At 69.3% G+C, this 11,745-nt stretch carries 7 protein-coding genes; 4 read left to right on the top strand and 3 right to left on the bottom strand.

The annotated features are described in order from the left end of the window. Positions 1-120 precede the first annotated feature (120 nt). A complete protein-coding gene (locus ACGFIQ_RS02775) occupies positions 121-939 on the top strand; it encodes a DUF3152 domain-containing protein (RefSeq protein WP_393238166.1) in 819 nt (272 codons plus the stop codon). Between the two features lie 54 nt (positions 940-993). Here ACGFIQ_RS02775 and ACGFIQ_RS02770 read toward each other — a convergent pair whose 3' ends face one another. The 3 genes from ACGFIQ_RS02770 to ilvD form a co-directional block, all read right to left on the bottom strand. Continuing rightward, positions 994-2,574, bottom strand: coding sequence for an ABC transporter substrate-binding protein (locus tag ACGFIQ_RS02770; protein WP_393238163.1), 1,581 nt, complete (start codon positions 2,572-2,574; stop codon positions 994-996). After that, positions 2,571-4,526 (bottom strand): hypothetical protein, encoded by a 1,956-nt coding sequence (locus ACGFIQ_RS02765; RefSeq protein ID WP_393238160.1) that lies wholly within the window; start codon positions 4,524-4,526, stop codon positions 2,571-2,573. The genes ACGFIQ_RS02770 and ACGFIQ_RS02765 overlap by 4 nt, the downstream gene beginning before the upstream one ends. Before the next feature lie 105 nt (positions 4,527-4,631). Next, entirely contained in the window at positions 4,632-6,479 is a 1,848-nt protein-coding gene (gene ilvD, locus ACGFIQ_RS02760; protein WP_393238157.1) for a dihydroxy-acid dehydratase, read from the bottom strand. A gap of 129 nt (positions 6,480-6,608) precedes the next feature. Here ilvD and ACGFIQ_RS02755 point away from each other — a divergent pair, with 129 nt between their 5' ends. The 3 genes from ACGFIQ_RS02755 (at position 6,609) to ilvN (ending at position 11,697) form a co-directional block, all read left to right on the top strand. After that, positions 6,609-8,960 (top strand): putative bifunctional diguanylate cyclase/phosphodiesterase, encoded by a 2,352-nt coding sequence (locus tag ACGFIQ_RS02755; RefSeq protein ID WP_393238154.1) that lies wholly within the window; start codon positions 6,609-6,611, stop codon positions 8,958-8,960. A 188-nt stretch (positions 8,961-9,148) separates the two neighbouring features. Then, positions 9,149-11,032 carry an acetolactate synthase large subunit gene (locus tag ACGFIQ_RS02750; protein ID WP_393238151.1) on the top strand — a complete coding sequence of 628 codons (1,884 nt, stop codon included), beginning with the start codon at positions 9,149-9,151 and terminating at the stop codon, positions 11,030-11,032. A gap of 149 nt (positions 11,033-11,181) precedes the next feature. Next, complete coding sequence (gene ilvN / locus ACGFIQ_RS02745) at positions 11,182-11,697, top strand: acetolactate synthase small subunit (RefSeq protein ID WP_088946549.1); 516 nt, start codon at positions 11,182-11,184, stop codon at positions 11,695-11,697. Positions 11,698-11,745: the final 48 nt, after the last annotated feature.

Raw genomic sequence — 11,745 nt, 5'->3', positions numbered from 1 at the left:
GTCCGCTCTGCCGAGGTGTGGCCGGGTATCGATGCCGATCACCCTGACCTTTTCCTTACCTCCAGTGACGTAGCCTTCCGGTTGCTCAGCTGACCGTGATCGATTTCTGGAGGTTGCAACGTGCGGATCAACGGACGGCTGCTCGTGCCGATCTCGTTGGCGGTGGTGATGGCGACCGCCGCCTGTGGTCTGGCGTCGGCGCCGGCTTCCGGGGGCGCCGACACCCCGCGCTCGGGTTGGAGTGAGCCGCGCCCCAGCGATACGCCGAGCTCCAGCCCGACTCCGAGGATCCCGACCGATGCGGAGGTTCCCACCAGGGCTGCCGGCACCTTCTCCACCGCCTCCGGCACCGGTCGGGTGATCGGCAAGGGCAAGAAGCGGGTGCGCTACAGCGTCTCGGTGGAGAAGGGGATCGCCTGGGGTGACATCCCCTCCTGGAAGCCGGACCGGTTCGCCGAGAGCATCGAGCAGGTGTTGGCGGCACCGAACGGGTGGGCCAGCTCCGCACAGCACCCGGTCACCAACGACGCGGTGAATCTGAGCCGGGCGTCGTGGTCCTTCCAGCGGGTCAGCACGTCCCGCGTCGACGTGGATGTCCGCCTCGCCACACCGGGGACGGTGGACCGGCTGTGCGGTGCGAGCGGCGTCGACACCGAGGGCGTCTATTCCTGCAAGTACGGCAAGACCATCATGATCAATCTGCGGCGTTGGCTCCAGGGTTCGCCGGGATACCCGGTCACCATCGAGGAGTACCATGCCGGCGTCATCAATCACGAGTTCGGCCACTTCCTCGGCTTCGCGCACATGAAGTGCGGCGGTCCCGGCAAGCCCGGCCCGGTCATGATGACCCAGACGATCGACCTGGGCGGGTGTGTGCCCAACGTCAGCCCGTTCAACGAGAACGGTCAGTTCATCAGCGGCCCGTGGGCGCCGTCCTGAGCCGGCGGCCCTCGGTCCTGCCCCTGTCTTGGCCTCGCTCGGTCTGACCAGAAGTCACCCCGTGACAAACAGGGGGGTGGGCGATGTCTCGGCGGACGGGATCTCGATGATCGGCACCCACTTACCGACGGGGTCGGCCTTCCGGTCCTGGGTAAAACGCAGGTTGCCGCCGGCGCCGGGCACTTCGCTGCCAGTGTTCAGGTTGAGCAGTTGTCCGCGTACGTCCCTCGCCTGCGGCAGCTTGCCCTTCTCCAGTTGCCCGTTCACGACCCGGATCGCCATGACCGCCGTGGCCATCGCGTCGTGGTGAGTGACCAGGTACCCGTCTGCGAGCTCCTGTCGCCCGCCGAGCCCTTCTTCGTCGAAGTCTTCGAGGAACTTCTTTAGGCCGTCGTAGGTCTGGCCGCCGGAAGCCGTCGCGTCAGGACGGAATCCTTGGTCATCGACCTTGCTGGTGAACCATTTGGGATGTACGGCCGCGGCGTTCACGATTTTGATCTTATTGTTCGTGAGAAGGTCCGATCCGAGGTTCTCCAGGAAGATCAGGCTGGTGGCACCGACCATGATTGAGATTCCAAGATCTTTGCACGCGCGCTCCTTCAGCGACTTGATGAAGTCGTCGAGGTCGAGGGCGCGACCGGCATAGAGGATGAGGTTCGATCGACTGATGCAGACGCTCTGCGAGATGTTGGCGAAGAGTTGTGTCTTGTTCTTGTTGTCCGCAAGGCCGAAGAACTTCTTCTCGTCGGCCTTCAGGTAGCTCTTGAGTTGGGCGTTGTATGCATCACGCAGGTCCTGAACGTAGAGGTCGGGTGCCGAGGCGTCGGAGACCAGCATGCCGTTGTTGAGGTTGGGATGCCCGCCGAGATAGCCAGCTAGCGCCGCGACATAATCGGTGTTGCTTGGAGTGGTGCGGACGAATCCCTCGATGTCGCGGAAATCATCGGTGCTGGCGACCGCGGACACCATGGGCAGGCCACTGCTCGATCTGGCGAGATGCAGGGCGGCGTCCCGGGTGGCAGCGACGCTGGTGCCCATGCCGACGATGGCCACCAGCGGATGGTCGTCGCCGGCCATCCTCTCCAGTTGCCGGACCACCGGTTCCCAGTGCGTCTGCCGGCTGCCCGGGCTGGCGAGCACCAGTTGGATCGGCGGAGACGAGGCGTCCTTGAAGGCCGCAGAGTGGTTGGCTCGGTGCTGAGCCAGGTAGGCGCCCTGGACGGAGTGCCGGATCTGATCGATGCTCATGAAACTGTTGGTCGCCGTGGTCAGGGGGGACAAAAGGGCAACTCGGACGTACTGAGTGTTGCCGTCCGGGTCGGCCAGCCAGGCTTTGTGAACCCGGTCGTTCTCCTGGTCGATGGTGACCTGAATCGACTCGAGGCCCTTGAAGGTGTAGGCGGAAGCGTCGGTGAGCACACCGATGCATTCGCCGTCCATCTTGGTGAGACCGGAGCGCAGGTCGCCGCAGCGGTTGATGACGAACCGTGTCACCAGCGCCCCTGCGGTGAGCACCGCGATGACCGTCACCACCACTGCGACCGACCGCAGCACCTTACGGAGCCGGGGCACGCGAGGAGCGAAGTAGTCGGGAGGTATCTCGGCCACCGGGCTGAGGCCGGCTCTGCTGTTCACCGCCATAGGTCCGCCAATGCCTTGTGCCGGGTCGCCTCGGCGACCAGCAGGGATCGGTCATCGTGGAAATGCAGGGCCACCGCCCTGAAGTCACGTTTGAGGTTGTCGTGCAGAACCGTTCGGTGGCGGCCGGTGAACGGATCGCCGAGCAGCCACAGCCCAGCGATCAGCCGGGCCACCCGACCGAGCAGGCTGTCCGGCTCGGCCCCGGTCGCCCGCGCGAGTTGCTTCGCCTCGTCCGCTGGCGGTACGGGATGCGTCACGGTCGTTGGCGCCTGAACTACCGCCAGCATCGTGGCCAGCCAGTCCGCCGCTGGCTCGGTGTTGACACGCTTGGCGAAGTGCGTCGCCACAACGCCCAACTCCCCGAGGGCCAGTGTGTGGTAAAGCTCGCCGGTCCGGTCATCCTGCTGCACGCACTGGGTCCTGAGTAACCTGTGCGTCTGTACCCAGTCGGTCTCCTCCGGTGGCCGAGCGGCGAGCCGACGCAACAGCAGCCGACGCAGGGGCGTCGGCGGGGCGGCGTCGGCGTTTTCTGGCCAGAGGTCGGCGATTCGGACGCTGAGTTCTCCGGAGTACTCGTCCGGGGTCATCAGGCCCTTGGTGATGGCGAGGGTGACAGCCTGCTTGCCGGTCTGCGCGGCAGCGCAGGTGGTGAGGGTCTCGACATCGTCGGTGGGAAACGGATAGCTGTCGTCGAGCCCGAGCAGATTACGCGTCAGTCGTTCCTCGATGGTGTATTGCTGCTGGTCGGTGTCCTCGGGCGGCGGTGGCTCCGTCCGGGCCAGCACCACGTCCAACTCGTTCCCGGCCGCCGGCCAGGACGTCACCTCGGCTGCCGCGTTCAGCAACAGGCTGACCACCATCGGGTTGCCCTGGGCGAACTGTTGAATGAGCATGGGCAGCCGGCGATCCAGGCTCGGGTGCGCTGTGCTGGCCTGCAGGGTGACGTCGTCATCGGTCAGTCGCGGCAGTCGATATCGGACCCACCGCGGCCACTGCCGGCCGTTCAGTCCCGGCCGGATCAGCACGAGCGGCTTGTCGTGTTGCAGGATCTGCTGCTCGGTTGGTGCGAGATGGTCGACGAAAGGGTCCCGGGCGGTGGCCACCACGGCCAGCAGGTCGTGCTCCCCGCTGGAGCGCAGCCGGACCAACTCGGTGAGGAAGTGCCGGCCGAGCCTGGTGTCGGCGTTGTCGAGCAGCACCGCACAGCGTGGCATCCACGCCCGGTGCCGGCGGCGGCCGAGACCGGCGGTCAGGTCGGCGCGGAAGGCGGCCCAGAGCAACTCGTCGCGTTGCCTGGCGTTGTTGCCTATTTTGGGGTGGCGGTGCCACTGGTTCAGCTCGATGAGGGTCTCGACCGGCGGACGTCGGTGGGTGCCCTGCCTGCCGTACCACTTCTGAGCCTGCCCCAGCACCAGCGGGCTGCTCCACCCCCAGGAGGCAAGTCGACTGATGACCGAGGCCAGGATCCGGGGCACCAGGCTCAGCGGGGCCTGGACGCTGGCGGGTAACCCGGCCGGGAGATTGCCGGCGCCGTCGCGCAGGGTGGCGACCAGGCTGTCGATGCCCCGGTGAGCGCGGAGCAGGTCATTGATCTGCCTACGAGCCCGGTCCCGGTCCTGTAGGTCCAGAGCGGAATCCTCCATGACCAGCTTGCCGACAGCCAGCCGAGGGAATCGCAGCGTGCCGTACAGGGCGCAGGGTCGGCCGAGGTGAAAGGCGAGCGCGTACAGAACCTCGGGGGTGCCGGTCCGACCGGAAGCGGCCAGGTCGACGTGGGCGTACGGCACTCGTCCGTCGAGTAGGCCGGCCAACCCGGTGAGCAGCGCGGTCTTGCCGCTGCCTCGTCTCCCCTCGAACATCAGCACCGGCGGTGCAGGGCCGTCCTGCGGACACGCCATGACCTCGCGAACCAGCCCGACGGCGTTGCTGCGGCCAAATATGGTCACAAGTCCTCCCCAAGGCCGCCAGGAACGTTCCGATAAGGGTCCGTCTGCCGGGGTTGGGGGTCAATCAGCCATCTGACATCGCGGGTGCGGGCTGCGGCCTGCGGTCTACTCCGGGACGCGGCGGTAGGCGCCGTCGCTGGCCGAGGTGGCCATCGAGGCGTACGCGCGCAGCGCCGCCGACACCGGGCGCTGCCGGTCGGTCGGGGTGTACGGCTTGTCGCGCTTCTCCTCGGCCACCCGTCGCGCCTCCAGTTCCTCGGCGGACACGTTCAGCTCGATCGACCGGCCCGGGATGTCGATGACGACCTCGTCGCCGTCGCGGACCAGGGCGATCAGCCCACCGGAGGCCGCCTCGGGGGAGACGTGCCCGATGGAGAGGCCGGAGGTGCCGCCGGAGAAGCGGCCGTCGGTGAGCAGCGCGCAGGACCGGCCCAGCCCACGTCCCTTGAGGAACGAGGTGGGGTAGAGCATCTCCTGCATGCCGGGACCGCCCTTGGGCCCCTCGTAGCGGATCACCACCACGTCCCCCGCCACGACCTGCTTGGCGAGGATCGCGGTCACCGCGTCGTCCTGCGACTCGTAGACCTTCGCCGGGCCGCGGAAGGTCAGGCAGTCGTCCGGCACGCCGGCGGTCTTCACCACGCTGCCGTCCGGTGCCAGGTTGCCGTGCAGGATGGCCAGCCCGCCGTCGGCGGAGTAGGCGTGCTCCAGGTCCCGGATGCAGCCGCCGGCCGCGTCGGTGTCCAGCGACGACCAGCGGTTGGTGGTGGAGAACGGCTCGACGGTACGCACGCCGCCCGGTGCGGCGTGGAACAGCTCGACGGCCGTCGGGGTCGGCGAGCCGCCGCGGACGTCCCAGTCGGACAGCCACTGGGCCAGCGAGGGGGAGTGCACGGCGTGCACGTCCCGGTTGAGCTGCCCGGCCCGGTCCAGCTCGCCGAGGATCGCCGGAATGCCGCCGGCCCGGTGCACGTCCTCCATGTGGTAATTGGGGGAGTTTGGCGCGACCTTGGCCAGGCAGGGCACCCGCCGGGAGATGGCGTCGATGTCGGTGACGCCGAAGTCCATCTCCGCCTCGCGGGCCGCGGCGAGCAGGTGCAGCACCGTGTTGGTGGAGCCGCCCATCGCCACGTCCAGGGCGACGGCGTTCTCGAAGGCGGCCTTGGAGGCGACTGTGCGGGGCAGCACCGAGTCGTCGTCGCCGTCGTACCACCGCTTGGAGATCTCCACGACGGTGCGGCCGGCCTCGACGAAGAGTGACCGGCGCGCGGCGTGGGTGGCAAGCGTCGAACCGTTGCCGGGCAGCGCCAGCCCGATCGCCTCGGTGAGGCAGTTCATCGAGTTGGCGGTGAACATGCCGGAGCACGAGCCGCAGGTCGGGCAGGCGGAGCGCTCGATCTCACCGAGCTGCTCGTCGGTGACCGACTCGTTCGAGGAGGCGATCATCGCGTCGATCAGGTCGATCTTGCTGTGCACGACGCCCTCGATCGCCATCGTCTTGCCGGCCTCCATGGGGCCACCGGAGACGAAGACGGTCGGGATGTTGAGCCGCAGCGCGGCCAGCAGCATGCCGGGTGTGATCTTGTCACAGTTGGAGATGCAGACCAGGGCGTCGGCGCAGTGCGCGTTGACCATGTATTCCACCGCGTCGGCGATCAGCTCGCGGCTGGGCAGCGAGTAGAGCATGCCGCCGTGGCCCATCGCGATGCCGTCGTCGACCGCGATGGTGTTGAACTCCCGCCCCACCCCGCCGGCCTCGGCGACCGCGTCGGCGACCAGGCCACCCATGTCCTTGAGATGGACGTGACCAGGCACGAACTGGGTGAAACTGTTGGCGATGGCGACGATCGGCTTGCCGAAATCGTCGTCGGTCATCCCGGTGGCCCGCCAGAGGGCCCGGGCGCCGGCCATCGTCCGACCGTGTGTGGAAGTCCTCGATCGCAGCTCAGGCATACCCATCAGCATGACACCATCGCCGCGCCAACCCTCCCTCGTATGCGCCGTGTCCCAACAGATGCACACCCAGCCCCCCAAGGCGCGCGCCGATCCGGCACTCTTGGAGACGTGCATATCCCCCCGGGCATGGTCGCTGTCGCGGCGCTCAGCGGGCTCGTCGCCGCTGCCGCCGCCGTGCTGCTGACCGTGACCGCCGGGCGGCGGGTGGGCCCACGTCGGCCGGCACACGTGCTGCTCGCGGTGGCCGCCGGGGTCGCCCTGCTCAGCCTGCTGGCCGGGGTGGTCGCCGCGCTCAGCGCCAACCACCACTGGGCCGCCGAGCAGGGGCAGCGCACGGGCTGGGCGACAGCTGTGGCGATCGGCACGACGGTGAGTGGGCTGGCCTTCGCCGCCGGCCTGCTCTGGTTGCCGGGTGTGGCCGCCACCGCGGCGGGCAGGGCCCGGCTCGCCCTGGACGGGTTGGTCGTGGCGGCGGCGCTGTGGTTCGTCGGCTGGGTGCTCTTCTCCGAGCCCACCCGTCTGCTCGGCATGGCCACCCCGATGGCCTGCCCGGCGATCCTGGTGGCCACGGTGAGTGCCGCGCTCGGAGCCGGCCTCGCCGCGACTGTCATCTTCCGGGCTGCGCTACGCCGGCGACTGACCGCGCTGGGCCTCGGCATCAGCGCGGTCACCTGCGGCGGGATGGGGCTCAGCGCCGGGCTCTGCCAGGCCGGGCCGACCATGGCGCTGACCGGTGCGGCGGTGCTCGCCGCCGGTCTGCTGGCCGTCGCGCTCGCCGCGCACTGGGCCGACCGGCCGGGGCGAGCCGAGGCCGACCTGATCAGTCGGGACGGCGAGTACGGGATCGCCCCGATGATCGCGATGACCGCCTCGGCGATACACCACCTCGCCCAGGACGGTCGCTTCACCGCGCCGGGCGTCGTGGCCGCCAGCGTGGAGGGCTTCGCCCTGGTGGCGCGGCAATACCTCACTCTTCGCGATGTCCGGGAGTACGCGGGCCGCCTGGTCGAGCGGGAGGCGCACTTTCGCGAGCTGGCACACACCGACCCGCTGACCGCACTGGGCAACCGGCGCGGGCTGCTGCGCGCACTGCACGCCGCCGCCGCGGCGGGCACTCCGTGCGTGCTGCTCGGTCTCGACCTGGACGGCTTCAAGAACGTCAACGACATGCGTGGCCACGACGTGGGCGACGCCGTGCTGGCCGAGGTGGGCCGGCGGCTCCGGAGCAACCTGCGCCCCGGCGACGTGGCCGCCCGACTGGGCGGCGACGAGTTCGCCGTCCTCATGCAGGGTCAGCCGGCCGAGGCGGACCGCGTCGCCGAGCGGCTGCTCGGGGTGCTCAACCGGCCGTACGACGAGCCGGAGGGGCCGGTCTTCCTGTCGGTGAGCATCGGGGTGGCCGGGTGGGCCGGCGAGCCGGACGTGGAGCTGCTGCTGCGCCACGCCGACCTGGCACTGCGCTACGCCAAGCAGCGCGGCAAGAACCGGATCGAACGCTACGACGCCGCGTACGACAAGTTGCTGCGCCGACGCACGACGGTGGAGCACGAGCTGCGGGGCGCCATCGAGCGCGACGAGCTGCGGCTGGCCTTCCAGCCGGTGGCGTCGCTGCCGTCGGTGCGGCCGGTCGGCGCGGAGGCGCTGCTGCGCTGGCACCACCCCGAGCTGGGCAACGTCGGTCCGGACGAGTTCATCCCGCTCGCCGAGGAGTGCGGCATGATCGCCCCGCTGGGGGCCTGGGTGCTGCACCAGGCCTGCTACCAGCTCTCCCGTTGGCTGGCGGACGGCCACGACGTCTGGGTGTCGGTGAACGTCTCCCCGCACGAGCTGCACGCCCCCGCGTACGTGGTCCAGGTCGCCGAGGCGCTGCGCGCCCACCACGTGCCGCCGCAGCGGCTGGTGTTGGAGGTCACCGAGCACGCGGTCGCCACCGACCTGGACGAGCTGATCCGGCGGCTGACCGCGCTGCGGTTGACCGGCGTGCGGATCGCGCTCGACGACTTCGGGGCCGGCTACTCGTCGCTGGGGCAGCTGCGCCGGCTGCCGATCGACATCCTGAAGATCGACCACAGCCTGGTGGCCGAGCACGAGCCGGTCCGGCCGGTCGACCAGGACGGCCCGGCCTTCGCCCCGATGGTCGACATCGTGATGCGGTTGGGCCACCAGTTGGGGCTGGAGGTGATCGCCGAGGGGGTGACCGCGCCGACCGAGTTGGCCGCGGTGGTGGCCGCCGGTTGTCGGTTCGGCCAGGGCGCACTCTTCGGCTGGGGGGTGCCGGCCGAGCACCTGGAAGCGATGCTGGAGGCGGCCACGTCACCGGGCGCGCGGTCCGCGTCACCGCCCGCGCCACGCCGGGTCCCGGGTGGGTACGCACAGGTCACGCCGCCTGCCGATGGCGCGTCGCCGGGCGACGCGCCGACGTCCGTTGACCAACATGTGGGAGCAGTTGACTCATCGCGTGAGATGCGTCAGGCTTAGCCGCATGTCGTCGTACCGGTCGCTGCGAGTACTTACCTGAGCGCACTCTCCCTGATTGAGAGTGCGCTGGCCCCGTGCATCTGCACGAGGGCCGTTTTTATTGCCATCGGAACCTGGCGAGGCGGGCCCCGCCCGTGTCGCATCGCTTGACTAGCCACCAGCCACTCCAGCCGAAGGCCAGAACCGCCATGACGAGACCCACGCCCGAGACCCTCGCCCACTCCGCCCGCCGAGCCCGCGCGGCCGCCGACCCGACAGTCGACGTCGACCCGGCCGCCGTGCGTCCCGCGGCCACCCCGGCCGCCCCGGCGGTACGGCCATCCGCTCCGGCCCAGGTCTCCGGGGCCGGCTCGCTCGTGCGGTCCCTCGAGGCGCTCGACGTCGACGTCGTCTTCGGCATTCCGGGCGGCGCGATCCTGCCGGCGTACGACCCGCTCTACGACTCCTCCGTCCGGCACATCCTGGTCCGGCACGAGCAGGGCGCGGGGCACGCGGCGACCGGGTACGCGCAGGCCACCGGCAAGGTCGGCGTGTGCATCGCCACCTCCGGGCCGGGCGCGACGAACCTGGTCACCCCGATCGCCGACGCGTACATGGACTCGGTGGCGATGGTGGCGATCACCGGGCAGGTGGCCCGACCGATGATCGGCACCGACGCCTTCCAGGAGGCGGACATCCAGGGGATCACCCTGCCGATCACGAAGCACAACTTCCTCGTCCAGAACGCCGAGGAGATCCCGCAGGTGCTGGCCGAGGCGTTCCACCTGGCCAGCAGCGGTCGGCCCGGCCCGGTGCTCGTCGACATCCCCAAGGACGTGCTCCAGGCACCGACCACCTTCACCTGGCCGCCCACCCTGGGCCTGCCCGGCTACCGGCCCACCCTGCACCCGCACGGCAAGCAGATCCGGGAGGCGGCCCGGCTGATTGCCGCCGCCCGCCGGCCGGTGCTCTACGTCGGTGGCGGGGTGCTCAAGGCCGGTGCCACGGACGGGCTGCGTGAACTGGCCGAGCTGACCGGCATCCCGGTCATCACCACGCTCATGGCGCTCGGCGCGTTCCCCGACTCGCATCGGCAGCACCTGGGCATGCCCGGCATGCACGGCACGGTCGCCGCGGTCTACGGCCTGCAGAAGTCGGATCTGATCGTCGCTCTCGGCGCGCGCTTCGACGACCGGGTCACCGGCAAGTTGGACTCGTTCGCCCCGGACGCGACGGTGGTCCACGCGGACATCGACCCCGCCGAGATCGGCAAGAACCGGCACGTGGACGTGCCGATCGTCGGGGACGCCAAGCACGTCATCGACGAGTTGATCGCCGCGGTGACAGTCGAGCGGTCAGCGGGGCGTACCACCGATCTGGGTGACTGGTGGACGCAGCTGGACGACCTGCGCAACCGCTACCCGCTCGGCTACGAGGAGCCGTCGGACGGCACGCTCTCGCCGCAGTACGTGATCAAGCGGCTGGGCGAGATCGTCGGCCCGGATGCGATCTTCGTGGCCGGGGTGGGCCAGCACCAGATGTGGGCGTCCCAGTTCATCTCCTACGAGAAGCCGTACACCTGGTTGAATTCCGGCGGCCTCGGCACCATGGGTTACGCGGTGCCGGCGGCGATGGGCGCCAAGGTCGGCAAGCCGGACACGGTGGTCTGGGCGGTCGACGGTGACGGCTGCTTCCAGATGACCAACCAGGAGTTGGCCACCTGCGCGTTGGAGGGCATCCCGGTCAAGATCGCCGTCATCAACAACGGCAATCTCGGCATGGTCCGGCAGTGGCAGACACTGTTCTACAACGAGCGCTACTCCAACACCGACCTCGGCACGCACAAGCACCGCATTCCCGACTTCGTCAAGCTCGCGGAGGCGCTGGGCTGCGTCGGGTTGCGCTGCGAGAATGCCGACGACGTGGACAAGACCATCGCCGCCGCCATGGAGATCAACGACGCTCCGGTCGTGATCGACTTCGTGGTCGGCAAGGATGCGATGGTCTGGCCGATGGTCGCCGCCGGCACCAGCAACGACGAGATCATGTTCGCCCGTGGCGTCCGCCCGACCTTCGACGAGGATGACATCTGACATGAGTGAGCACAGCGAACGAATCCTTGCCCAGGGTCGTGGCACCACCGAGCGAAGCGAGGCCGTGGCATGAGTGAGCTCAGCGAACGAATCAGCAAGCTCAGCCCTGTCAACGGTCGTGGCACGACCGAGCGAAGCGAGGGCGTGGCATGACCATGCACACCCTCTCCGTCCTCGTGGAGAACAAGCCCGGCGTGCTCGCCCGGGTCTCCGGCCTGTTCTCCCGGCGCGGGTTCAACATCGACAGTCTCGCCGTGGGCGAGACCGAGAACCCGGACGTCTCGCGGATCACCATCGTGGTCAACGCCGAGTCGTCGCCGCTGGAGCAGGTCACCAAGCAGCTCAACAAGCTGGTCAACGTGCTCAAGATCGTCGAGCTGGACCCGCAGGTCTCGGTCGCCCGGGAGTTGCTGCTGGTCAAGGTGCGCGCCGACCGGTCCGCCCGGTCCCAGGTGCTGGAGACCGTCAACCTGTTCCGCGCCCGGGTCGTCGACGTCGCACCGGACACGCTGACCATCGAGGCCACCGGCACCCCGGACAAGCTCGACGCGCTGCTGCGCGATCTCGAAGCCTTCGGCATCAAGGAAATGGTCCAGTCCGGGCTGGTGGCGATCGGGCGCGGCTCGCGTTCGATCACCGCAGGGCCCGCGCTGCGGGCCGCCTGACCGCCACCGGTCGGCCCCGGTGGGCCGTGACCGAACCCATCCGCACAG

It is taken from the genome of Micromonospora sp. NPDC048898, assembly GCF_043198035.1.
Lineage (GTDB): Bacteria > Actinomycetota > Actinomycetes > Mycobacteriales > Micromonosporaceae > Micromonospora.
This window is presented reverse-complemented; position numbering and strand designations above follow the sequence as displayed.

Coding starts and splice junctions, on each gene's coding strand:
- ilvD (WP_393238157.1), bottom strand. CDS start 6,479: ATGCCTGAGCTGCGATCGAGGACTTCCACACACGGTCGGACGATGGCC.
- ACGFIQ_RS02755 (WP_393238154.1), top strand. CDS start 6,609: ATGGTCGCTGTCGCGGCGCTCAGCGGGCTCGTCGCCGCTGCCGCCGCC.
- ACGFIQ_RS02750 (WP_393238151.1), top strand. CDS start 9,149: ATGACGAGACCCACGCCCGAGACCCTCGCCCACTCCGCCCGCCGAGCC.
- ilvN (WP_088946549.1), top strand. CDS start 11,182: ATGACCATGCACACCCTCTCCGTCCTCGTGGAGAACAAGCCCGGCGTG.